The organism is Thiosulfativibrio zosterae (assembly GCF_011398155.1).
GTDB lineage: Bacteria > Pseudomonadota > Gammaproteobacteria > Thiomicrospirales > Thiomicrospiraceae > Thiosulfativibrio > Thiosulfativibrio zosterae.
In genome coordinates, this window is the sequence record NZ_AP021888.1 from 389,737 (window position 1) to 412,327 (window position 22,591).

The window sequence follows — 22,591 nt, forward strand, 5'->3', positions numbered from 1 at the left end:
TTATGCTGAGCTTGTTGATTTAATTGAGGCAATTTTGTTGCAAAATAACAAAATAAAACTGCCAATTAACGAACTGAAATCGTTAAAATTGGGAAATTAATAGAATTAGGGTGGTTTAACAATGACGCTGAAAGTGCAATACAAAATTTTAGACAGCCGTTTGGGCAACGAAATTGAAATGCCACATTATGGCACTGCGGGCTCTGCAGGCTTGGATTTACGCGCTTGTATTAATGCGCCCCTAGAGTTGCAACCCGGGCAAGTGGTGATGATTCCAACCGGCATGGCGGTGCATTTGAATGACCCAGGGTATGCGGCAATGTTACTGCCGCGCTCGGGCTTGGGACATAAGCATGGCATTGTTTTGGGGAACTTGGTGGGCTTAATTGATTCAGATTATCAAGGGCCATTAATGGTGTCTTGCTGGAATCGTGGCGATACGCCTTACACCATTCAAGTGGGGGAGCGAATTGCTCAGATGGTCATCGTCCCCGTGCTACAACCCCTGTTTGAACAGGTGGATGATTTTGGCGAAGCAACGGCGCGTGGACAAGGCGGATTTGGGCATACTGGAACACATTAAGGAATAATGGAGCAGGCAGATGGCAGTCACTTTAGATATTAAAAACATGACCTTTGAAGAAAAAATTATGACGATGGAAGCACTTTGGGATGATTTGGTGCAAAGTGCCAATGACATTAAGAAAGCAAATAAAACAGAAACATCCATATTGCCTGATTGGCATGAAGATGTTTTAAAAGAGAGGCTACTGGCCGCTCAGGAAGATAAAGCTGAGTATTCAGATTGGACAGAGGTTAAGGCAAGGCTAGAAAAATTATGAAGCACATTCGTTTGTCGCTTCGTGCTGAACAAGACTTAGAAAAGGGCTTTGCGTTTTATGAGCATCAACAAATAAAACTAGGTTATTACTTTTTAGATAGTCTAAAAGCAGATATTGATTCATTAGTGATAAAAGCGGGTGTGCATCAGGTTACAAAATTGGGGTATTTTGTCATGATTGCTCGGCGTTTTCCCTATGCCATTTATTATCGAGTTGAACAAGATTTGGTTTTGGTGGACGCGATTTTAGACACACGACAAAATCCACAATCTATTACGCAGCGATTTTCCTAGTGAACCAATTTAAGAAATAAAGGATTTTTATTTATGTACATGACTCACGAAAATGAACACGAATACCGTTTTGGCACGCATGGTCCAAAATACTTAACTTTGGGCCCAAATGTCGATTTAGGCGTGGTGGTGATTACACCCGGTGAACATCACCCTTGCCACAAACACACCATTCAAGAAGAATCTTTTTTAGGGCTTGAAGGCGAATGTGCGGTATATGTGGATGGCGAGCGCGTGGTGATTACGCCAGGCGTGTATTTGCGTTGTGATCCAAATGAGGCGCATTATTTCCGCAATGAAGGTGATGTGCCATTTAAGGCAGTCTTTATTAAAGCCCCGCATCTAGAAGAAAAAGATTCGGTTTATATCGACTGGGAACCCGGTCAGCCGTTTGTGAAAGAGGGCGTTTAAGTGAAAAACTTTTGGAAAGACAGCGAAGCAACCAGTATTCAAAATGATTTAGAGATGCGGGTTTACACCTCGCGTTTATTGGGCAAAGACATGAATTTGGTCATGCACGGCGGCGGTAATACCTCGGTTAAATCCACGGTAAATGGCGAAGACATTTTGTATGTCAAAGGTTCTGGCTGGGATTTAGAAACCATTGAACCTGCGGGTTTTGCGCCGGTCAAAATGTCGGCCTTAATGGCGATGGCACAGCTCGACAGCATGAGCGATACTGACATGGTTGCCCAACAAAGAGAAGCAATGATTGATGCGTCAGCCCCCAATCCGTCGGTTGAGGCCATTTTGCATGCCATTATTCCGTTTAAATTTGTAGATCACACCCATGCAGATGCGCTAGTCACCTTAAGCAATACCCCAAAAGGCGGCGAGCTGTTGCGCAAACTTTACGGCGACAAAGTGGTGTTTGTGCCCTATGTGATGCCAGGATTTATTTTAGCCAAAGCGGTGTATGAGCAAACCAAAGATTTGGATTGGTCAAAAGTTGAAGGCATGGTGCTTGAGCATCACGGTTTGTTTACCTTTGCCGACACAGGCAAAGCCGCCTATGACAAAATGATTGAATTGGCCGGCAAAGCCGAAGATTATTTACGCAAAAACAGCAGCTTGCCTGTTTTGGAAGACGAACAAGGCATTTCAGAAGACTTTTTTTACGAATTGTTTGAAGCCGTTGCCGAACTCAAATACCCCGATGCCCCCGAAGACATTATGGGCGCCTTAAACGAATCGAAAGTATCGCAAATTTTTGCGGCACAACCCGATGAAGTGATTCACCAAATCAGCGTACTCACCCCAGATCACATTATTCGCACCAAACAAAAACCCCTGATTTTATCTGGACGACTCGAGTTTATACGCGAAGAATTAGCGGCTTATGTTAAGCAATACAAAGCCTACTTTAAAAAATACGCAAAAAACGAAACCTGTTTAAATGTGGCGCCGAATTATGCGGTGATTAAAGATGTTGGCTCGATTGCATTTGGTAAGTCTGAAAAAGAAGTGCAAATTATCCAAGACATCAATGACCATACCTTTGAAGCCGTACTACGCGCCCAAGCCTTTGGCGGATACAAACCCTTGTCTGCGTGCGAGTTGTTTGAGATGGAATATTGGGAATTAGAACAAGCGAAGCTGAAGAAGGCTTGAGATAAGTAATTGGTGTCAAAGTAAAATTAATTTAAAGGGCGAATGAAAGCAGGCTAAAGCCTGCGCCCCGAGGAGTTTGAAAACTTAATGGGGCGAAGGCTTTAGCCTTCTCATTTTTGGAACCAAAGGATCTACGCCAACTGTGTCACTTTTTTGTTTCGCCAAAAGTAATTGAAAGTAATTGGGGTCAGAGTGAAATTAATTTAAAGGGCGAATGAAAGCAGGCTAAAGCCTGCGCCCCGAGGTGTTTTAAAAACTTAATGGGGCGAAGGCTTTAGCCTTCTGATTTTTGTAGCTAAGGGTTTTCGCCAACCGAACGGCTAAACTTTAGATATCAAGGAGCAACGATGCAAGATGTTTTATTGGCCTTAGATGCGGGCACTGGCTCTGGTCGTGCGGTGATTTTTGATACGGCGGGTCATCAACTTGGCGTGGGTCAAGAGGAATGGACTCATATCAGTGAACCGAATGTGCCCAATTCCATGGCGTTTGATTGCGCTGCCAATTGGCCATTATTGTGTCGTTGTATTAAAACGGCTATCCAACAGGCCAATATTCAACCGGAACAAATCAAAGCCATTTCTTCCACCTCCATGCGCGAAGGCATTGTGCTTTATAACGCGCAAAAGCAACCTATTTGGGCAGTCGCCAATGTGGATGCCCGTGCGGGTGAACAAGTGAAATGGTTGCATCACACTTATCCCGAACTTGAAGCAGAGTTTTATGCCGCATCTGGCCAAACCTTTGCGTTAGGCGCTTTGCCGCGCTTGTTGTGGTTGCAACAACATCATCCCGAACGCTTTGCACACGTGCGTCATATTAATATGATCAGTGATTGGGTGCTCACCGAACTCTCGGGTGAAATCATTACCGAGCCTTCTAACGCCGGAACTGCGGGCATTTTTGACCTTAAAAGTCGCCAATTTTCACCAGGCCTGGTCAAAATTTGTGCGGATTTAGGCATTTCTGAGTCGATTTTTCCAAGCACGATTGAAACCGGTACGCCGGTTGGCGTGGTGAGCCAAGCGGCTGCTGAGGCCACTGGGCTTACAGCCGGCACACCCGTGATTGCTGGCGGGGGTGATGTACAGTTGGGTTCGGCAGGTCTGGGCATTGTAGAATTGGGTCAGTCGGCGATTTTGGGCGGCACTTTTTGGCAGCAGGTGGTGAATATTCCTGCAGACACACCACCGCCTAAAGACATGAGTATTCGGGTGAATCCGCATGTGGTACTCGGTATGTCGCAGGCCGAGGGCATTACTTTTTTCAGTGGACTGGTGATGCGCTGGTTTAGAGATGCGTTTTGTGAGTTAGAAAAACACCAAGCCGCCGCGCAGGGTGTGGATACCTATACCTTGATGGAGCAACAAGCGGCGCAAGTGCCGGTGGGGTCTTATGGGATTTTGCCAATTTTTTCAGATGCCATGCATTATGGCCATTGGATGCACGCCAGTCCGTCGTTTATTAATTTGGGGCTGGATGCCAGCAAATATAACAAAGCGTCGATGTTTCGTGCCTTGCAAGAAAACGCCTGTATTGTGTCGGCATTGAATCTGCAAGCGATTGAAGCGTTTTCTGGGGTTTCAAGCGACACCTTGGTGTTTGCGGGTGGGGCAAGTAAAGGTCAATTATGGCCTCAGATTTTGGCCGATGTCACCGGTAAAACCATTCAAATTCCCGAGGTTAAAGAAGCCACCGCCTTAGGTGCCGCCATGGCAGCTGGCGTGGGTGTGGGTATTTATGAGTCTTTACCTCAGGCGGCTAAAACCCTGGTGCGCTGGGAGAAAACCTATGCGCCCAATCTTGCAAACACTGCGCTGTATGCGCAAATTGCCGAGCGTTGGCAGGCGGTTTATGTAGAGCAACTCAATTTGGTCAAACGAGGGCTGACCGAGTCTTTGTGGAAAGCCCCTGGACTTTAAGAGAACCGCATGACAGACGTTAATTCATCCATTTTTAAAATGTACGACATCCGCGGCAAGGTGGATAGTTCGCTCACTGAACAAACGGTTTATTGTGTGGGCAAAGCCTTGGGGTCAGAGGTGGTTAAAGCCGGTGGTAAAGCGATTGCCTTGGGGCGAGATGGTCGTTTGTCTGGCGAGCGTTTTCGTGATGCCATTGTAAAAGGCTTGCTGGAAACCGGTTTGCGTGTGATTGATTTAGGGTTGGTGCCGACGCCGATGGTGTATTTTGCGGCAGCCACCTTGCCCGAGGTGCGTTCTTGTGTGGTGATTACGGGGTCGCACAATCCGCCGCAAGACAATGGCATTAAAATGGTGATAGAAGGTGTCACCCTCTATGGTGCTTACATTCAAACCTTGTTACAGCGCATTTTAAATGATGACTATCTGTTGCAACCTAATGGCCAATATGAAACCTTAGACATTTTTGCAGACTATCAGCAACGCATTGCCAGTGACATTCAAATCGCGCGACCCTTAAAAGTGGTGGTGGATGCGGGCAATGGAGCGGCAGGCATTGCTGGGCCTGCGGTATTGCGTGCGATTGGTTGTGAAGTGATTGAGTTGTTTTGTGAGATTGATGGTCGTTTTCCCAATCATCATCCTGACCCAGCCAAACAAAAAAATTTATTGGACTTGATTGCTGCGGTCAAAACCCAGCAAGCCGATTTGGGCATTGCTTTTGATGGCGATGGCGACCGCTGTGGCGTGGTAGATAATTTAGGGCAGTCGCTCTATGCCGATCGCCAAATGATGCTCTATGCTAAAGATGTACTCAGTCGTCAGCCGGGTGCTGAAATAATTTATGATATTAAGTGCTCCTCTCTACTGGCTAAAGAAGTCGAGGCCGCCGGCGGCAAAGCCACCATGTGGAAAACCGGACATTCGTTTATGAAAGCCAAAATGCGTGAAACTGGTGCCGCCTTGGGCGGTGAAGTGTCGGGGCATATTTTTTGGCAAGAGCGTTGGTTTGGGTTTGATGATGGTATTTATACCGCTGCGCGCATGTGCGAGATTTTGGCCAAACAACCGCTGAGTGCAGCCGAGCTATTTGCCAGCCTGCCCAATGCCTTTAATACCCCAGAGTTAGAAATTGCCTTTGAAGAAGGCGAACATTATCAATTTATGGAAGCCTTTAGGGCCTTAGCCCCTTTTCAAGATGGCAAAATTTTTGCGTTGGATGGCATTCGGGTGGATTATGTGGATGGCTGGGGTTTAGTGCGCCCGTCTAATACCTCACCGGTAATTACCCTAAGGTTTGAAGCAGATAATTTAGAGGCCTTAGAGCGTATTAAGGCAAGATTTAGGTACAAGATTTTATTAATTAAGCCAGATTTGGTTTTACCCTTTTAGGATTTTAATGGGGTTATAAAAGTTATTGTCAGTAATTATCAGTATTTTTTTGTTGTTATTTTTTAGGCTTTGTGCAAAATGGTTCGAAAAGTTCAAATCAGCGCGGAAAACTTTATGCAAGAAAAATTACGAGCAGCTCTAAAAGCCATTCAAGGTGTAAAAATTCCGGATTTACCTAAAGAAATTATGGAACTGGATCAAGCTCTTGGATCGCGTTTTCCCAATAATCAACACATCACTGAAATCATTGAAAGTAACACCAAACTCAGTGGTGAAGTGTTGCGCATTGTTAACTCTCCCGCCATGAAGGCTAAAACCCCCATAAACTCCATTCGCAAAGCGGTGGATACGTTGGGGTCAAACAATCTTAAAAACTTGGTGTTGTCGGCTTGTTTACAAAATTTATCTAAGACACCACCGGTGGTCGATATTATTGAGCATTCTAAAGATGTTGCTTATTGTTGTGCCGAACTGTCGGAAGTGGTTCATGATGTGTCTCGTGATGAGGCGTACTTGGCTGGCCTGTTTCATAATGGCGGTTGTTTAATGTTGGCAACCAAAGACCCAAATAATTATCTAAAGGTTTTTTCCAAGCTCAATACCAATGCCCAGCAAGGTGTTGAAAGAGAGCAAGAGCTCTATGGTTCAAATCATATGTTTGTCGGAATTTTGCTCGGGCAAAAGTGGAAGTTACCCGTTAATTTGCTCAATATTATTATGAAACACCATTCCCCCTTGAGTAGCTTACAAAATGATAAATTGCGCAGTATGGTGGCAATGATGACCTTGGCTAATTTTATTGTGAATGAGGTTGCTTATGGAGCTTACATTACTGAGCAAGCCCAAAATGAATTTAATGAAGCGCAAGCAGAGTTAATGATATCCAGTGCGCAGATTAATTTAGTTAGAAATGCTTTGTTATCGAGTGGCTAAATAGTCCGTGATTCTTTTGACCGCCTCGGTTAAACGCTCGGGTGAGGTGGTATAGGCCAATCGTATATGGTGTTTGGCTTTAAATTCTCCAAAATCTTTCCCCGGGGTCACCGCCACTTTGGCGTGATGTAAAATATCCAACGCCAGTTGCTCGGCATTATCCGTTAAATTTGACACATCCCAGTACACATAAAATGCGCCTTGCGGTTGAACGCTGACTTGCCAGCCGGCTTGTTGCATGGCGTTTAATAAAGCGTTACGGCGCATTTCAAAAGCTTGACGACGCTCTTCCAGTTGCGCCAAGGCATCTGGCTCTAACACGCGCAAAGCACCATATTGCGACAGCGTTGGTGCGGCTAAAAAGAGGTTTTGTCCCAGTCGGTCTAAAATGGGCATTAAAGCCAACGGCGCCACCAACCAACCCAAACGCCAGCCTGTCATGCCAAAAAATTTAGAAAAAGAATTAATCACCAACACATTGTCAGGCAAGTTGGGGTGCGCCAAAATCGATTCGGCAGGACGCTGGTAAACCAAGCCTTGATAGATTTCATCGACCAATAAATAGGCATTTTGCTTGGCGAGAAACTGCGCCATTTTAACCAGTTCAGTTTGCTCAATAACGGTGCCAGTTGGGTTCGCCGGACTGGCGACCATCACCACCTTAATACCTTCTTGCCAATGCGCTTGCAGCAAGTCACTATTGAGTTGATATTGGCTACTGGCATCCACCGGCACACTGATGACTTGCCCATGCAGTAAATTGACAAACTGGCGATTACAGGGATAACTAGGGTCGGTGAGCATTACCTTGTCCCCGGGATTTAAAATGGCAGTGAGCAACAACTGTAAACCAGAGGACGAGCCGGGGGTGAGCATAATGCGTTCCATAGGCACTTGCGCGTGATAAAACTGGCCGTAAAACTCAGCCAACTTTTGACGCAAGGCGGGTAAACCTAAGGTGGGTGTGTAATGGGTTAAACCGGCTTGCATGGCTTGATTAACCGCCTCATGCACACAAGGCAGGGAGGGGAAGTCTGGCTCGCCAATTTCAAGGTGAATGATGTCTTGCCCAGCGGCTTCTAGGGCTTTGGCTTCGCCTAAAATTTTCATGACATGAAAGGGTTGTACCGCCGCTGCAGTTTTGGATACCGGTAGATGGGACATCTTGTTTTTCCTAATGACGATAATCCGCACATTCTGACTGAGAGTTGAGCAGATGACAATCTTAACTCACCGAAAAGATTCCCCAAAGTTCATAAAAAGGTCATAAATTTAACCAGGCCTGGGCAAAATAAACTCTATTGGATTTTGGAATAATTTTTATGTGGCCTCGCAAATTTGCGCATATAATCTTAAAGTTATTATCACTAGAGCCTATTTTTAATTTATGAGTCGATTCAAAGCGCTGCAGCAAATTATGGTCATAACCAGTATTGTGTTTGTCATATCTGGTTATTTCGCGCACCAAAAAATGCAGCAAGAAAATGCCATCTTTGAAGCAGAAATTTTAGGGATTGAAACCATTCGTCCTTTTAATGAGCTGCTGAAGTTATTGCCAGAGCATCGTGGCCTGACATTTGGCTACCTCTCAGGTGAGCAAAATTTTGCTGCACAACGCCAACAAAAACATGATGCCATTAATCATGCGTTTGGCGCATTGCAAAATCATCTAGACAAGCGAGCGCAGCAAACCAAGGAGCAGGCCAGTTTTACTCAATTAAAAGTGCAGTGGCAAACGCTAGAATCACAGCTCTATCCTGCAGCCGTTGTGGATGCAAAACAAAGTTTTGAGTTGCATAATCAACTGATTAGCCAACTGCTGTTATTCTATTCTGAGGTTTCGGATGACTACAAACTCACCCTAGAACCCGATTTGGCCAACTATTATCTCATGGATTTATCTTTTCACATTTTGCCGCGTTTGGTGAACGAAGTGGGTCAAGTGCGTGGTTTTTCGGCAGGATTGGCGTCATTACAAGATTGGTCTAAGGTGAATCAATTTGAGTTGATTCAATACATCGCAGATGCCAAATATGTGATGGAAGATTTAATCAAAGCACATCGCATTTTAGAAAAAGCACTGCCTAATCAAAAAGTTGTTGATATTGCAGAACTCTATGCTGCAGAAAATAAATTAGATGCGTATTTAAGCGATAGTTTGCAATTATTAGCAACTGATACTGCCAGTTTTGTTAGCCAAGATCGTTTTAAAATGGGCACAGAAATGCTGGGTTATTTGTTTGCAGAACAAAACATGGCTATGGAGTTTTTATATCAGCGGCTCAATCAAGCCTTGACCATTAAAAAGTCTGATCAAAGGCTGTTTTTAATCGGATTATTTTTCAGTATTTTGTTGGTGAATGCCTTGGTTTATGTTGGCGCGCTTCGTTATTCGCAAAAAGTTGGCAAAGAGAAACGCCAAGTTGAACACCAAGCTGCACGCAATCAAGCCTGGTCTGAAGCCATTATTGAGTCCAGTACCGATGGGATTCATGTGCTTGATGAGAAAGCCAATCTCGTATTTTGCAACAACGCATTTGCACAGATGTTGGGTTACAGCAAAGCAGAACTTTTAAACATGTCTGTGTTTGATTGGGACACTAAAAATGACCCCGTTGAAATTCGGCGAGAGATGTTTAATCAAGCCATTATGCATATGGACTCGATGAGTTTTGAAGCCTTGCATACTCGTAAAGATGGTACTTATTTTTATGTAGAGCTGATTGCTCAAAAAATGGTTTTTGATGGTAAAACCTATATGTTTGCCTCGGCGCGGGATATTGATGCTCGAAAGAAAGCAGAAGTCAGCTTGCAACAAACTCAGAAAGCGCTAGAAGCCTCTTATGCGGAATTGTCTGAGCAAAATGCCAAACAAAAAGAAATATTCGCCATTATTGCCCACGAACTGCGCACCCCTGCCGCCGCCATGCAAATGATCTTGTCACAAGAAAATGTGGTCGAAAAATTGAATCGGGGCAAAATGTTGTTAAAAACCTCGAATCATCTGCTGACCATTTTAGATGACATGCGTGCCGTGATTCACCCAGAAGCAGTTTTGGAGGGCAAGGTTGAAGATGCCAAACTCCATAACCTAATTTATGACGCCATTGCTTTACAGGGCAAGTTGTTAAAGTCACATCAATTGCAACCCAACTTTGTGGCAGATAAAGCCGCCAAACTGTTTTTTCATTTTAATGTGCAGCTGTTGCGCCAAATTGCGTTTAACTTGGTTAAAAATTGTGCGCTGCACGCTCAGGCAAGCCATCTGTGGGTCAGTATTGTGTTGTTGGATGAGCAAGACGATTGCATGACCTTTGAAGTGCATTTTAGAGACGATGGCAAGGGAATTTCTGAGACCGATCAAGCGAATCTCTTTCAAAAATTCTCGCGTGGCAATACTGAGGCGGGTGGTTCTGGTTTGGGGCTGTATTTAAGTCGGCAATTTGCGCGTGAGCATTTGGGCGGTGATTTAATTTATCAACCTAGCCCAGAAGGCGGCAGTGAATTTATTCTAACGGTCACCTTAAACAAAGCAAACCCTCAAGAAGCCAATCATCCAGCATCGCCTACCGATGCTTTGAACGATTTATCTGGTTATCGATTGCTACTGGCAGAAGACGATTTGTTGATTCGGGAACTCACCCAAGTTATGCTCGAAGAAAAAGGCGCGCAGGTGGTTGCCTTTGAGAATGGACAAAAGGCGCTTGAAGCCGCACAATCTCAAACTTTTGATGCTGTCATAACCGATGCTTTTATGCCGGTCATGGATGGTTTTGAGTTGGTAGCGCAACTTCGTAAGTTGGGCTATACCCAACCGATTATTGCGGTCACCGCAGCCACAATTGGCTTTGAGTCCAAGCGTTTAGTAGAAGCAGGTGTAACCGGTGTGATTAGCAAGCCTTTGGACATGGCAAAATTATTACAGCTCCTTGCCTCATCAAAATCGATTTAAGTCCCACACTTATTTAAACTCCTAATTTCATAATGTTAAAATACGCCAAATCTTAATAAAAAGTCCCTAAAAACAACCAGGCCTGGTTGTTTTTAGGGATTTTTGGCCGTTTTTAACCCATTTTTTAGGAGTGATTTATGCCATCATTTGACATCGTATCTGAACTAGACAAACATGAATTAACCAATGCCATCGACCAAGCCAATAAAGAAGTCACCACGCGTTATGACTTTAAGGGCACCGATTCTAGCTACGAGCTCAAAGACACCACGGTCACTTTAAAAACCCAAACCGAATTTCAATTGAATCAGATGTACGACATTTTGGTTGAAAAAGCCAACCGTCGTGGCATTGACATTAAGTGTATGGAAGTGAAAGACCCAGAATTGCAGTTAAAAACAGCTAAGCAGGTCATCGAAATGAAAGAAGGCTTAGATGCACCCATCGCCAAGAAAATTGTCAAAGCTATTAAAGACTCTAAGTTAAAAGTACAGGCCGCCATTCAAGGTGACAGTGTACGAATCACCGGCAAAAAGCGTGATGACTTGCAAGATGTGATGCAATTGTTGCGTGGTATGGAAGATTTAGAGTTGCCGCTGCAATTTAATAATTTTAGAGATTAATTTCCGCTAGAATTGACTGGTTATTTCACTCATTAACACAAAGGCCTTTTGCCATGAGAATCCAAAAAAGCATGAATCTTAATAAACAACAAGCCCAAAACATCGCCTCGGTTTTGGCCGAAGCGTTACCTTACATCCAACGCTTTTCTGGCAAAACCATCGTGGTGAAATATGGCGGAAATGCCATGACCGAAGATACCCTAATGGACAGCTTTGCCCGTGACATCGTATTGATGAAGCTGGTCGGCATGAACCCTGTGGTGGTTCACGGTGGCGGCCCTCAAATTGGTGATTTATTAAAACGCATCGGCAAAGAATCTAAGTTTGTGGATGGTATGCGTGTCACCGACGAAGAAACCATGGATGTGGTTGAAATGGTGTTGGGTGGTCAAGTGAATAAAGAAATTGTGCATTTGATTCATCGTCATGGCGGTAATGCCGTGGGCCTAACCGGTAAAGACGGCCACATGATTGAAGCTCGCAAAATGACCATTACCAAAAGCACGCCAGGTATTGATGTGCCAGAAATTATTGATATTGGCCATGTGGGTGAAGTGGTGCGCATTAACACCAGCGTGATTGATATGTTGATCAAAGGTGATTTTATTCCGGTGATCGCACCGGTCGGTGTCGGGCAAGATGGTGAATCTTACAATATCAATGCGGACTTGGTCGCAGGTAAAGTGGCCGAAGCCTTAAAGGCAGAAAAGCTGATGTTGCTCACCAATACGGCAGGTTTGTTGAACAAAGAAGGCGAATTGTTGACCGGCTTAAATGCCCAAAAGGTAGACGCTTTAATCAAAGACGGCACCATTTACGGCGGTATGTTGCCTAAAATTCAATGTGCGTTGGATGCGGTGCATGGCGGCGTGAAGTCATCACACATTATTGATGGTCGTGTTGAGCATGCGGTGATGTTAGAAGTATTCACCGATGAAGGTGTGGGTACTTTGATTACTTCGCGTTAATTGCCGAACCCATTAACTTTTTAATAACGCCCTGAAATTTCAGGGCGTTTTTGTTTACGAGAGCAGAATCATGGATTTTTATGAGCAGGGCGTGTTGTTGTTGGTATCCTTGGTGGCCAACTTTTTTTCGGCCTTAGCCGGTGGTGGCGCAGGGCTTTTGCAATTGCCGGCCTTGTTATTTTTAGGCTTGCCCTTTGCCGTGGCTTTAGCTACTCACAAGGTCGCCAGTGTGTTTTTGGGGTTGGGTGCGACCGCCAGACATTTAAAAAGCTCAACGCTCAGTTTAAAGTTTGTGGCAGTGGTGTTGGGGTTTGGTTTACCCGGTGTTGTTTTGGGTGCCAATGTTATTTTGCACATTGAAGAGCATATCGCGCAATTTGCGCTGGGTGTTTTAACCTTGGGCTTAGGGGTGTATTCCTGGAAAAAACCCCAGCTGGGGCAAGTGCTGAACTTGCAAAATCAAACCTTCAAGGGGTTGATGTTGGGCGGTGGTGTGTTGTTTTTAATTGGTGCTTTAAACGGCTCACTGACCTCAGGAACAGGATTGTTTGTCACCTTGTGGTTGGTGCGCTGGTTTGGGTTAGATTATAAAACGGCGGTGGCTTATACCTTGGTATTGGTGGGCATTTTTTGGAATGGCTCTGGTGCCATTACTTTAGGTTTGCTGGGCAATATTCAGTGGGATTGGTTACCTGCCTTAATTTTAGGGTCTTTAGTGGGCGGTTATTTTGGCGCACACTTGGCCATAGTTAAAGGCAATGCTTGGGTCAAGCGAGCGTTTGAGGTGATTACCATTTTGGTAGGTTTGGCGTTAATCTACAAAGCGCTTTCTAACTAAACAACCTACAAAAAAGCGGCTAAAAAAGCCGCTTTTTGTGTTTTTGCTTTGTTTAAAAGCGTTTAAAAGTATTTAAAAGTGTTGTGAAGGGATTAAAACTCACCCCATTCATCATCGTTGTGGTTTGAAGTTGCGGCTGCTTTTTTAGGCGCAACGGCTGGAACTGCTCTAGGTGTTGTCGTTCTAGCCGCTGCCGTTGGTGCTTTAGCTGCGGGTTTTGGAGCCATTGTGCTGGTTTTAGGCGCACTGGCAGACGCTTTGGGTTTGTTGCTCGGCGCTTCTTTTTTGTGCGATGAAGCAACCACGCGTTCTGCAAGGCTGAGGTTTTCAATCACTTTAGCACTGACTTCATCTAGGTTAGTAAATTCACGCTCTAGGGTGACTAGGTCTTGAATTTTATGAGCTTCTAAAATGCGTTTAATGGTGGCGTGTAATTCTGCGTGATATTTTTCCACTTGTTGCATTTCAGGTAAATGCGCATAAGCTTGTCCCGCAGGGCTATAGAACCATTTGCCCAATCCACATTCACGATGATCTGTCGCCACTTTTTCATTGATTTCAACTTCCATACCATCGACATAAGCGCGGATGAGTCCTTTCCATTGACGGTGTGCACGACGCGCTTGGGCAAAAGCAAATTCGCCCGTTTGCATGGCCGTGCTAAAGCCGATTTGGTCAAGGTCAATTTTAAAGGTGCTAGAAACTTGAATCACTTCTTTTGCTTGGCGTCCCATTTCATCAGTGCGCGCGGCAGTTTCATCCACTAGGGCGGCATTTTTTTGCGTGGCATGGTCAATCGAGGTAATGGCTTGGTTAACCTGCTCAACGCCTTGCGCTTGTTCCGCAGTGGTTCGGGTGATTTCACTGACTAAGCCACTGATTTCTTCAATGGATTTATTGATAACTTCTAAGGCTTCACCAGAAGCTTTGGCAAGCTCTGCACCTTGATGGACTTTATCGACGGTGTCATCAATTAGGGTACGAATTTGTTTTGCCGCTTCGGCAGATTTGCCAGCCAAGCTGCGAACTTCAGAAGCAACTACCGCAAATCCACGCCCATGTTCGCCCGCTCTAGCCGCTTCTACCGCGGCGTTTAAGGCCAGTAGATTGGTTTGGAAAGCGATACTGTCAATCAAGGTGGTGATTTCTGAGATCTTGTGGCTGGCATCGTTAATTAAGTTAATCGATTGAATGGTTTTATGAACCACTTCATTAGCCTGGCGCGCTTCGTTAAGCGATGTGGTGGCTTTTTCATTGGCTTCAGTGGCATTGTCGGCCGTGTGTTTGATGGTGGAGGTAATTTCTTCCATACTGGCAGCAGTCTGTTCTACCGCTGCGGCTTGCTGTTGGGTTCTGGCTGAAAGGTCATTAATGTCGCGAGCTATGGCTTGCGCACCTTCTGATAACTTGTAGATAGAGTAGTTTGATTGTGACATCAAGCTTCCCATGTTGGTTACGGAGTTATTAATGCCGTCTTTTAAGATGGCCAGCGTGCCTTCCATTTCTGATTTAATACGTCCGTTTAAATTACCCGTGCCTTGGTTAATCATCACATTAGTGGTTTCAGAGATGGCTTCTTGTAACTTATCTAAAGAGGCATTGATATTGTCTTTTAAGACTTGCAATTCACCTGAGGCTTGGGCTTTGATACGGCGTGTAAAGTAACCACGGGCAACCTGACTCATCAGTTCATTCACCTCATGGAACACGCCTTGCAAGATGGCCATGGCAGACAGGGCGGTTTGCATGGCTTCTTTAAATTGCCCGCTGACTTGCAGTTTGGGCTCATAATGAAATTTCCCTTCGCGAATGTAACTTAATACTGTGGTCAGTTCAGCGAAAGTTTTATCAATGTTTTCGGCACTGCGAGTCATGTTATGGTTAAGCACTTCATAGTCGCCTTCATATTTCATCACACTGCTGGCTTTAAAGTTACCCATTGATATCTCGCGTAAAATTCGACCGGCTTCGCCCATAACTACCTGAGAAGATTGCATTTGATGATTATAAGCCGATGCAATTTGCCCCATTTCATCAGAGTAACGGTCATCTAAACGCACTGATAGGTCGCCATGCTGTGCCGCATGGTGAATGGCTTTAACCATATGTTTAATCGGGCGTGAAACATTGATATAAACAATCCAAACCAAGATTAAGGTGATAATCAGTATGGCAATAGATACTTTAATAACCGAGTTAATCGCGGTCGCTTTAGAAATAGCGTTTAGTTTATCGATTTTACTGAGGTCTTCGGTAATCAGTTGGTAACCAATCAGCTCATTTCGTGCATCATAAATTGGAAAGCTACTGAAAAAATGCTCAGCGCTCAATAAAGCCCCTTGGGTGATAAGTTGTTCAATATCGATGCCTGTAAACCATGCCAGTTCTGGTGCTTGAGTATCGGTTTGAGTGGCTAGGGTGTAGTTACCCAGTTTAGGGTTACTGGCTTCTTTATTGGCAATGCTGACGGCACTGTCACTGAGGACAACAAAGTAGTGGGTATTGTTTTTGGCTAAGGCAGCTTTCAGTGCGGTAATGGGCGTAATGACCTCAAGTGAGCCGATATATTTGTTCGTAGCGTCATGGCTAAAAACTGGAGATAAGCTACGAATGGCAATGCCAGTGCGACCCAGTTCAAGCGCAGCCATGGCTTTTTGGCTTTTGATGACTTGATTGACAGAGAATCTAAAACTGGATAATTCATCATCAGACTTGTCGTTCCAACTTCTTAAAAATGAGGTGGCATCTGGGCGGTGAATTTGAACCTTGTATTTTTCTGCCCCAACCATTTCATAAGCGGGCAGTTTTTCGGCTAAGACGGTTTTGGCTAATTCATTGCCTTGATCTGCCTCTAAGCTTTGCTGAATTTGAGCGTTGGTTGCTAAGCCGATGGCGGTGTTCAGTCCAGCCATTTTCAAAGCGTCTAGTTTATCGGCAATTTGCTTTTGCAGGGTGTCATGGCGTTGATTGGTATTGGCTTCAACCGCATTTTCGTATTGCAGTTTGCTTGAAACGCCAGCCATGATAATGCCCAATAACATAATGATGATGGCAGGCACCATCAATTTGCCCATAATGCTCAATTTTGCATAGGGGTTGTTTTTAGCCCAAAAATATTGATTTGGTGTGTAAACACGCGCTTCATGAATCACCATTTTTTTGGCGTTAATTTGCTTGTAGGCTTCAGTTGCGGCGCTAATTTCTGCAGGTGTGGCGGGTTTGCGCACAGAAATATAACCGACGCATTGACCATTTTCAATAATGGGGGATGCATTGGCTTTTACCCAATAGTGGTCACCATTTTTGGCGCGGTTTTTAACGATTTGAGTCCAAGATTTACCCGCCTTTAAGCTGTCCCACATATCCTTGAAAACCGCAGAGGGTACATCTGGGTGACGCAATAAATTGTGAGGCTGACCAATCAATTCTTTTTCTGAATAACCACTGACATGAATGAACTCGAAATTGGCTTCGAGAATCGTGCCATTGAGGTCCGTTCGAGAAATTAACCGAAAGTGTTCAGGCATTTCAATCGCATTTTGGGTAACAGGTAAATTTTCTCTCATGGCGTTTCTTCTTGTATTGTAGAGCTGTAAAAGGTAAAGCGTTTTTAAAGGGCTCGTAAGACTTGCTGCTACGAGAGCTGTAAAAAAACTTTAAGGGTTTTTGTAAACAAAGCAGAAAAAGTGCCAAGGTTTTATATCGCTATAACCCCTTGGCCTTTTATGGCGCTAAATTATTGAGTGATTTCTAACTCAACACGACGGTTTTGGGCACGGCCATCGGCAGTGTTGTTGTCCGCGATAGGGTTGCTCTCGCCCATGCCTTTTGCGGTGATGCGGTCGGCAGCAATGCCTTTAGATTCTAAGTAAGTTTGTACTGCTTTAGCACGCTTTTCTGATAATTTTTGGTTGTAAGTGGCTGCACCACGGTCATCCGTAAAGCCAGTGACCACAACACCTTCGGTTGGGTGGGCATTTAGGTAATCCACATATTTGTCTAATTGCGCTTGCGCATCAGCGGTTAATTTATTGCCATTGGTTTTAAAGAACCCACTGAATGCCAAAGGCTTTGCGACCGCAATAGGGGCTTCTGCAACAGGAGCAGGTTCGGCAACGATGGCAACAGGGGTAGGTTCAACAACAGGTGCAACAGGGGCAGGCGCGGCTACTGGAGCAGGTGCTGCTACCACTGGCGCAGGCTCTGGCCAACCTTCACATTTAGCGGTTGCTAATTCTTTAGTCCAGTGAATGGTGCGCACACAACGACCCCAAGAATCGCGCACGATGTCGCCATCTGTGTCTTTGGCATAAGCACGGTTGCCGTCATGGCGAATATCGCCTTCCCAAGCAATGGCTTGACCTGAAAGACTTGAAATGCCTAAAGCGATGGCAAGAGGGAGTAATTTAATTTTCATAGGGTTTCCTTAAGTTTGTTAATGAAAAAAGTGTTTAAAGCTGAATGGGGTTATTGAGCCGTCACGCTGAGTTCTCGGGGCCGAATGAGGTTGACCAATTTACCTGCCCCAGCGCTCAGTTGCGTCCAGTCATTTGGCATAATAAAAACCGCCAAGGCAGCCGTTGGAAAACGCTTGGTTTCAACGGTCGCTGTTTCTTCTGACTGGTCATGTGCCAAAAAAGACACTAATTTTTCTAAACCAGGGTTATGTCCTACCAACAAAATGCGCTGTGCTTGGGGGCTTTGAGCCAGGGTTTGTAAAAGAGTGTCTAATTCGGCTAAGTAGAGTTCGTCTAAATAAAGTGTGTTGATTTGGTTGTCTGGGTTGATGCGTCTAACGGTTTGGGTGGCGCGTTTTGCGGTGGAGCTGAGAATCAGGTCTGGTAACAGTTTTTGGTCTTCTAGCCAGCGCAACACTTTAAGAGTGGCTTTTTTGCCGCGTTCGGCTAGGGGGCGTTCAAAATCGTCCAGTTCTTGTTTCCAGTCTGATTTTCCGTGGCGCAAAATCAGCAGTTCACGCAATTGACTCATGGGATTAAATTCCGTAGGTTTCTCGGTAAGACTTCATTGCCTCTAGGTATTCGGTTTTTTGATTGGCTTCTAGGTATTCAATAATATCGTTTAGGTTGATGATGCTAATCACCGGAATGCCATAGTCATCCTGTACTTCTTGAATGGCAGAACGAGCGCCTTGTCCTCTTTCCATGCGGTCTAGCGCAACAATAACACCGGCCGGTTTCGCGCCTTGCGCTTTAATCAGGTCCATAGACTCACGAATCGCGGTACCGGCGGTAATCACATCGTCAATAATCAAAATATCGCCTTCCAGAGCGTGGCCAACAATGTTGCCACCTTCGCCGTGATCTTTGGCTTCTTTGCGGTTGAAAGCATAGGGTTTGTCGATTTGAAATTCTTGCGCCAAACACACACTGGTGGTTGCGGCTAAGGGAATACCTTTATAGGCTGGGCCAAACAAAACATCAAAGTTAATCTCGCTATGAGCGATGGCACTGGCATAACCTTTAGCCAGTTGAGCGAGTTGCCCGCCGGTGTTAAATAAACCTGCGTTGAAAAAATACGGGCTTTGACGACCCGATTTTAGCGTAAAACTACCTAGTTTTAGCACGCCAGTTTGCATAATGAATTCAATGAATTGCGCTTTGTGAGATGGGTTTTTCATAGGAGATTTATAAGGCTTTGTCGTTATAAGAAATTTTGTGTAAGTATCGCCTTTATCCCTACGGATATCAAGTTTTTCACGGAAATTTTCTCACGCCATTTGAGCTTAATCGAAACTTGGCACGCTTGATGCAATAGAGCCGTTGATGAAACAATAAAACTGTCAGTAATTTGACGATTCGAGTTGCTGGGAAACAGATAAAGGATAAGATTATGGCGATTGATTTAAGAAAAATAGAACCACTGGGCTCAAAAAGTGTCTTGTTAGAACAGGCTTTGCGCCGTCATCGTCAAAATAATGGCCACTCTGATATGAATATTGATGACGATGATATGGTGGCACCGGATTATGCTTGGCTAAAAGAAGATAAAACCGCCATTGAAAGTTTGGTGAAGCAAATGGATTCGTCGATTGGACAGTTGGCTATTCAAATGCGTGACCTAGAGCAAATGTCTGAAAAAACGCGTGCCAAGGTTGATAAAGAACAACAGTTATTGTTTAAACAAATTAAAACACTCAACGGTTTATTGAAAAAACAAGTGGATATTTTTACCCATGTAGAGCGTCAAATGTCTGACATTGAAATGAATCAAAACAGCATTATGCCGCAGGTGGGTATTGGATTGGTGGCTGGCTTAATGTCTGCGGTGACCATTTTAGCAACTGCCCCTTGGATGACGCTTTTAATGGAGCATTTGCGCGCCATGTAATTTATACTCCTAAGCTTATTATTTTGTTTAGGAGGCAACATGCAGCTGTCGGTGGTGTTTAATCACAAGTTAACCCCCTTATCTGATAAATCGATTTACCATATGCAATTGTCCGGTGACGCAACTTTGACTTACGAACCGGGCGATTGGCTTAAAATTACCCCTCAAAATCAACCAGGCCTGGTTAAAATTCTGCTCGAAAAACTCAATTTAAGCGTTTCTGAAACCCTAGAAATTCGCCGAGTGGGTCAGGTGACGGCTGGACAAGCCTTGTTAAATCACCTTGAAATTACCCAGCTCAATCCCGCCATTCTTAATAAAATACAACGCCAATTTGATTTAAAAATCTGGCCAGACCGCAGTGCTATGATGGCGGATGCCATGGGCAAAGATATTTTAGATTTATTAGAGCGCTTTGATTTTTTGCTTGAGTTGGGCGTGGAGTTTTTAGAACTCTTGTCGCCGCTCGCCCCGCGTTATTACTCGATTGCCAGTGCGCCAAATGCTCAAAATACGCTGGATTTACTGTATCGTGAAGTGGTCAGTTGTTGTGAAAAGCGTCAACGCTTGGGTGTGGCTTCGGGTGGTTTGGCGCAAAAGACTGCAGGTGATCTTGTGGCGGCGGAGCTCAACACCAATGCGGCTTTTAAACTCCCCGAAACCTTAGCAACGCCCATTATTATGGTGGGCGCTGGCACGGGTTTGGCGCCGTTTAGAGGGTTTTGCCAAGCACGCTTTGCGAATCCGCAGGCTTCTGAAAACTGGTTGTTTTTTGGTGAAACCCACGCCAAACAGTGTTTTTTGTGGCAAGACGAACTGCAGCAATGGCAGGCGCATAGAGGGTTGCAGTTGTTTTGTGCGTTTTCTCGTGACCAAGCCCATAAACGCTATGTGAGCGATTTACTTTGGGAGCAGGGTAGTGATATTTGGGCGTTGATGCAACGCGGTGCAAACTTGTATATGTGTGGCAGTAAAACGGGATTGGCTTTGGGGGTGGAGCAGGTAATGCTCAAAATTCTGCAAGACATTGCGGGTATGGATGAAGAATCTGCCAAAAATCTCTGGCAAAGTTGGAAAACCCAGCGGCGAGTTCAATTAGATGTTTATTGAACGCTATTGAGCCGCTGTGAGATGGGTTTGCGAGATGGGGTTATTTAAAAGTCAGCGTAAAACCCGCCAGCGCTAAGCGTTCGGCTTCTATGTTTAAGTCTAAGCGCGTCAGCGGATGTTTATCCAGCCAGTTGCTTTCAAATTCAAGATGAACATGGGTTTCTTGCTCGATAAAAATGAGTGGCAAGATTTGATCATTTTCACGCCCACGGTGGATACGCACCGCCAAACGCAACAACAGGGTTAGAAAAGGCAGTTTTGAGCGTTGTGGTTTGGGAAGGTTGTCAAACACTTCGGGAATAAATTTACCGCGATGATTGAGCAACATGGCCGCCAACATCAATTTTTCTTGTTGTGAAAACCCCGCCAGATCAGCATTTTCGGCAATATAGGCACTGTGGTGTCGGTAACGCTTATAGCTTAGTGCCATGCCCACTTCGTGAATTTGAGCCGCCCATTCTAATAGTTTTTTATAAGAATAATCTGGGCTGTGCAGTTGCCAAGTATTGTGTGCTTGGTGATATAAGCATAAAGCCGTTTCAGCAATGAATTTAGCTTGTTGAATATCCACCTTCATCCACTGTTGTAACGCGCTGATGCTGATTTCTCGGGCATCTTCGGAGTGCAAACGCCCAAGGGTATCAAAAATAAGTCCTTCACGTAACGCATTGGCAGAAACCTGCATGATTTCAATTTTTAATTCTTCAAAGGTCACCATGAGAATGACCAGTCCACCCAGTAAGACGGGCACGCGCTCTTCTTTAAGCCCAGGAATCTCAGCTTGTTCGATATTGCCCACTTCTAACAGTTTTTCACACAGACGCTGCATACCTTTGAGGGTAATGCCATCTTTGCTCCATTGGTTTTCTTCTAGGATGGTGCCAATGGATTTAATGGTGCCAGATGCACCGATGGCGGTATCCCAGCCTAAGCGCATCAATTTACGATAGTGGGGGCGCAACACTTGGCGGCAATAACTGAGGGCGCGGTCTAAGTTGGCTTGGGTAATTTCGTTGTTATTAAAAAATAACTCAGAGACACTGACGCAGCCCATTTCGGTGCTGGTGAGGTGGTCATAAGAAAAATCTTTACCAATAATGTATTCGGTTGAGCCACCGCCTATGTCCATAACCAAACGCTGTTCGGCGTTTTGAGGTAAGCCGTGTGCCACGCCAAGATAAATCAAGCGTGCTTCTTCTTGCCCTGGGATGATTTGAATTTCGTGGCCGATGGCTTTGCGGGCAGCTTTGAGAAACTCGCGACTGTTTTTGGCATTGCGCAGGGTGTTGGTGCCCACGGCACGCACCTGTTCGGTGGGAATGTGTTTAATCAGTTGCCCAAAGCGCTCCAGACAGGCGATGCCGGCTTCAAAGGATTCTGCGGACAACATACCGTTAGAGTCGAGCCCGGAGCGTAGTCTGACCATTTCTTTGTGCTTGTCAATCACTTGCATTTGTCCAAGAACATCACGCGCAATAATCATGTGAAAACTGTTCGAGCCCAAGTCTATCGCGGCGTATAAATCTTTAGAGGACTGTTCTGGGGCGGTTTCTTCTGAGGGTTTTGATACAGGGGTATCAAGCTCAAGGTCATGTTCGGTCATAAGCTGCTACAGATTAAGAAAGAGGTGTATTTTAACCCAAAAAAAACTTGTGGCGACGACTTTGGCCATTGAAGATGCAATTGATTCGTTTAGGGAACCCAGAAAACATGGACAACAGCAAATCGGCTAAAGAATCCTGCCAAGCTGAAAATGCTT

The 22,591-nt window shown here is 44.9% G+C and carries 20 protein-coding genes; 14 read left to right on the top strand and 6 right to left on the bottom strand.

The features are described from left to right. Window positions 1-121 precede the first annotated feature (121 nt). The 8 genes from dut to THMIRH_RS01550 all read left to right on the top strand — a co-directional run bounded on the left by dut (window position 122) and on the right by THMIRH_RS01550 (window position 6,993). Window positions 122-583 carry a dUTP diphosphatase gene (gene dut / locus THMIRH_RS01515; protein ID WP_173290079.1) on the top strand — a complete coding sequence of 154 codons (462 nt, stop codon included), beginning with the start codon at window positions 122-124 and terminating at the stop codon, window positions 581-583. 19 nt (window positions 584-602) lie between these two features. Beyond that, a complete protein-coding gene (locus THMIRH_RS01520; RefSeq protein WP_173290081.1) occupies window positions 603-842 on the top strand; it encodes an addiction module protein in 240 nt (79 codons plus the stop codon). After that, entirely contained in the window at window positions 839-1,135 is a 297-nt protein-coding gene (locus THMIRH_RS01525) for a type II toxin-antitoxin system RelE/ParE family toxin (RefSeq protein WP_173290083.1), read from the top strand. The genes THMIRH_RS01520 and THMIRH_RS01525 overlap by 4 nt, the downstream gene beginning before the upstream one ends. A gap of 33 nt (window positions 1,136-1,168) precedes the next feature. Beyond that, window positions 1,169-1,546 carry a cupin domain-containing protein gene (locus THMIRH_RS01530; RefSeq protein ID WP_173290085.1) on the top strand — a complete coding sequence of 126 codons (378 nt, stop codon included), beginning with the start codon at window positions 1,169-1,171 and terminating at the stop codon, window positions 1,544-1,546. After that, window positions 1,547-2,746 carry a class II aldolase/adducin family protein gene (locus THMIRH_RS01535; protein WP_173290087.1) on the top strand — a complete coding sequence of 400 codons (1,200 nt, stop codon included), beginning with the start codon at window positions 1,547-1,549 and terminating at the stop codon, window positions 2,744-2,746. Window positions 2,747-3,093: 347 nt separating this feature from the next. Then, window positions 3,094-4,668 (top strand): autoinducer-2 kinase, encoded by a 1,575-nt coding sequence (gene lsrK, locus THMIRH_RS01540; protein ID WP_173290089.1) that lies wholly within the window; start codon window positions 3,094-3,096, stop codon window positions 4,666-4,668. A 9-nt stretch (window positions 4,669-4,677) separates the two neighbouring features. Continuing rightward, window positions 4,678-6,060 (top strand): phosphomannomutase/phosphoglucomutase, encoded by a 1,383-nt coding sequence (locus THMIRH_RS01545; RefSeq protein ID WP_173290091.1) that lies wholly within the window; start codon window positions 4,678-4,680, stop codon window positions 6,058-6,060. 78 nt (window positions 6,061-6,138) lie between these two features. Next, a complete protein-coding gene (locus THMIRH_RS01550) occupies window positions 6,139-6,993 on the top strand; it encodes an HDOD domain-containing protein (protein WP_243831466.1) in 855 nt (284 codons plus the stop codon). Here the strand turns inward: THMIRH_RS01550 and THMIRH_RS01555 are convergent. After that, window positions 6,979-8,157: an aminotransferase class I/II-fold pyridoxal phosphate-dependent enzyme gene (locus THMIRH_RS01555; protein WP_173290093.1), complete on the bottom strand. Its 1,179-nt coding sequence runs from the start codon at window positions 8,155-8,157 to the stop codon at window positions 6,979-6,981. The two genes, THMIRH_RS01550 and THMIRH_RS01555, sit on opposite strands and share 15 nt — an antisense overlap. Window positions 8,158-8,380: 223 nt before the next feature. Here THMIRH_RS01555 and THMIRH_RS01560 point away from each other — a divergent pair, with 223 nt between their 5' ends. The 4 genes from THMIRH_RS01560 (at window position 8,381) to THMIRH_RS01575 (ending at window position 13,374) form a co-directional block, all read left to right on the top strand. After that, on the top strand, window positions 8,381-10,945 hold the full coding sequence (locus THMIRH_RS01560) for a hybrid sensor histidine kinase/response regulator (RefSeq protein ID WP_173290095.1): 2,565 nt from the start codon (window positions 8,381-8,383) through the stop codon (window positions 10,943-10,945). A 137-nt stretch (window positions 10,946-11,082) separates the two neighbouring features. Beyond that, the gene (locus tag THMIRH_RS01565) at window positions 11,083-11,568 is read left to right on the top strand and encodes a YajQ family cyclic di-GMP-binding protein (RefSeq protein ID WP_173290097.1); all 486 of its coding nucleotides are present in this window, start codon (window positions 11,083-11,085) and stop codon (window positions 11,566-11,568) included. 53 nt (window positions 11,569-11,621) lie between these two features. Next, window positions 11,622-12,536, top strand: coding sequence for an acetylglutamate kinase (gene argB, locus THMIRH_RS01570; protein ID WP_243831467.1), 915 nt, complete (start codon window positions 11,622-11,624; stop codon window positions 12,534-12,536). Between the two features lie 70 nt (window positions 12,537-12,606). Continuing rightward, window positions 12,607-13,374, top strand: a complete 768-nt coding sequence (locus tag THMIRH_RS01575) for a sulfite exporter TauE/SafE family protein (protein ID WP_173290099.1) — start codon at window positions 12,607-12,609, stop codon at window positions 13,372-13,374. Between the two features lie 92 nt (window positions 13,375-13,466). On the opposite strand, the gene THMIRH_RS01580 is transcribed toward THMIRH_RS01575, so the two are convergent. From THMIRH_RS01580 to pyrE, 4 genes are all read right to left on the bottom strand, one after another. Further along, window positions 13,467-16,940 carry a methyl-accepting chemotaxis protein gene (locus THMIRH_RS01580; protein WP_173290101.1) on the bottom strand — a complete coding sequence of 1,158 codons (3,474 nt, stop codon included), beginning with the start codon at window positions 16,938-16,940 and terminating at the stop codon, window positions 13,467-13,469. A 170-nt stretch (window positions 16,941-17,110) separates the two neighbouring features. Then, window positions 17,111-17,791, bottom strand: coding sequence for an OmpA family protein (locus THMIRH_RS12055; protein ID WP_194240845.1), 681 nt, complete (start codon window positions 17,789-17,791; stop codon window positions 17,111-17,113). A 50-nt stretch (window positions 17,792-17,841) separates the two neighbouring features. Then, complete coding sequence (locus THMIRH_RS01590) at window positions 17,842-18,363, bottom strand: SixA phosphatase family protein (protein ID WP_173290103.1); 522 nt, start codon at window positions 18,361-18,363, stop codon at window positions 17,842-17,844. 4 nt (window positions 18,364-18,367) lie between these two features. Continuing rightward, on the bottom strand, window positions 18,368-19,012 hold the full coding sequence (pyrE, locus tag THMIRH_RS01595) for an orotate phosphoribosyltransferase (RefSeq protein WP_173290105.1): 645 nt from the start codon (window positions 19,010-19,012) through the stop codon (window positions 18,368-18,370). Window positions 19,013-19,224: 212 nt separating this feature from the next. Here pyrE and THMIRH_RS01600 point away from each other — a divergent pair, with 212 nt between their 5' ends. Together THMIRH_RS01600 and THMIRH_RS01605 are read left to right on the top strand one after the other, a co-directional pair. Next, window positions 19,225-19,722, top strand: a complete 498-nt coding sequence (locus THMIRH_RS01600) for a hypothetical protein (protein ID WP_173290107.1) — start codon at window positions 19,225-19,227, stop codon at window positions 19,720-19,722. A 39-nt stretch (window positions 19,723-19,761) separates the two neighbouring features. Continuing rightward, window positions 19,762-20,832, top strand: coding sequence for a ferredoxin reductase domain-containing protein (locus tag THMIRH_RS01605; protein ID WP_173290109.1), 1,071 nt, complete (start codon window positions 19,762-19,764; stop codon window positions 20,830-20,832). A 40-nt stretch (window positions 20,833-20,872) separates the two neighbouring features. Here THMIRH_RS01605 and ppx read toward each other — a convergent pair whose 3' ends face one another. After that, complete coding sequence (gene ppx, locus THMIRH_RS01610; protein ID WP_173290111.1) at window positions 20,873-22,435, bottom strand: exopolyphosphatase; 1,563 nt, start codon at window positions 22,433-22,435, stop codon at window positions 20,873-20,875. Between the last annotated feature and the right edge of the window lie 156 nt (window positions 22,436-22,591).

What these genes read in the sequence shown, in the direction of transcription:
- lsrK (WP_173290089.1), top strand. Translation starts at nt 3,094, where the DNA reads ATGCAAGATGTTTTATTGGCCTTAGATGCGGGCACTGGCTCTGGTCGT.
- THMIRH_RS01545 (WP_173290091.1), top strand. Translation starts at nt 4,678, where the DNA reads ATGACAGACGTTAATTCATCCATTTTTAAAATGTACGACATCCGCGGC.
- THMIRH_RS01600 (WP_173290107.1), top strand. Translation starts at nt 19,225, where the DNA reads ATGGCGATTGATTTAAGAAAAATAGAACCACTGGGCTCAAAAAGTGTC.
- THMIRH_RS01560 (WP_173290095.1), top strand. Translation starts at nt 8,381, where the DNA reads ATGAGTCGATTCAAAGCGCTGCAGCAAATTATGGTCATAACCAGTATT.
- THMIRH_RS01520 (WP_173290081.1), top strand. Translation starts at nt 603, where the DNA reads ATGGCAGTCACTTTAGATATTAAAAACATGACCTTTGAAGAAAAAATT.
- THMIRH_RS01575 (WP_173290099.1), top strand. Translation starts at nt 12,607, where the DNA reads ATGGATTTTTATGAGCAGGGCGTGTTGTTGTTGGTATCCTTGGTGGCC.
- THMIRH_RS01550 (WP_243831466.1), top strand. Translation starts at nt 6,139, where the DNA reads ATGGTTCGAAAAGTTCAAATCAGCGCGGAAAACTTTATGCAAGAAAAA.
- THMIRH_RS01605 (WP_173290109.1), top strand. Translation starts at nt 19,762, where the DNA reads ATGCAGCTGTCGGTGGTGTTTAATCACAAGTTAACCCCCTTATCTGAT.
- argB (WP_243831467.1), top strand. Translation starts at nt 11,622, where the DNA reads ATGAGAATCCAAAAAAGCATGAATCTTAATAAACAACAAGCCCAAAAC.
- dut (WP_173290079.1), top strand. Translation starts at nt 122, where the DNA reads ATGACGCTGAAAGTGCAATACAAAATTTTAGACAGCCGTTTGGGCAAC.
- pyrE (WP_173290105.1), bottom strand. Translation starts at nt 19,012, where the DNA reads ATGAAAAACCCATCTCACAAAGCGCAATTCATTGAATTCATTATGCAA.
- THMIRH_RS01525 (WP_173290083.1), top strand. Translation starts at nt 839, where the DNA reads ATGAAGCACATTCGTTTGTCGCTTCGTGCTGAACAAGACTTAGAAAAG.
- THMIRH_RS01580 (WP_173290101.1), bottom strand. Translation starts at nt 16,940, where the DNA reads ATGAGAGAAAATTTACCTGTTACCCAAAATGCGATTGAAATGCCTGAA.
- THMIRH_RS01590 (WP_173290103.1), bottom strand. Translation starts at nt 18,363, where the DNA reads ATGAGTCAATTGCGTGAACTGCTGATTTTGCGCCACGGAAAATCAGAC.
- THMIRH_RS01530 (WP_173290085.1), top strand. Translation starts at nt 1,169, where the DNA reads ATGTACATGACTCACGAAAATGAACACGAATACCGTTTTGGCACGCAT.
- THMIRH_RS01565 (WP_173290097.1), top strand. Translation starts at nt 11,083, where the DNA reads ATGCCATCATTTGACATCGTATCTGAACTAGACAAACATGAATTAACC.
- THMIRH_RS12055 (WP_194240845.1), bottom strand. Translation starts at nt 17,791, where the DNA reads ATGAAAATTAAATTACTCCCTCTTGCCATCGCTTTAGGCATTTCAAGT.
- THMIRH_RS01555 (WP_173290093.1), bottom strand. Translation starts at nt 8,157, where the DNA reads ATGTCCCATCTACCGGTATCCAAAACTGCAGCGGCGGTACAACCCTTT.
- ppx (WP_173290111.1), bottom strand. Translation starts at nt 22,435, where the DNA reads ATGACCGAACATGACCTTGAGCTTGATACCCCTGTATCAAAACCCTCA.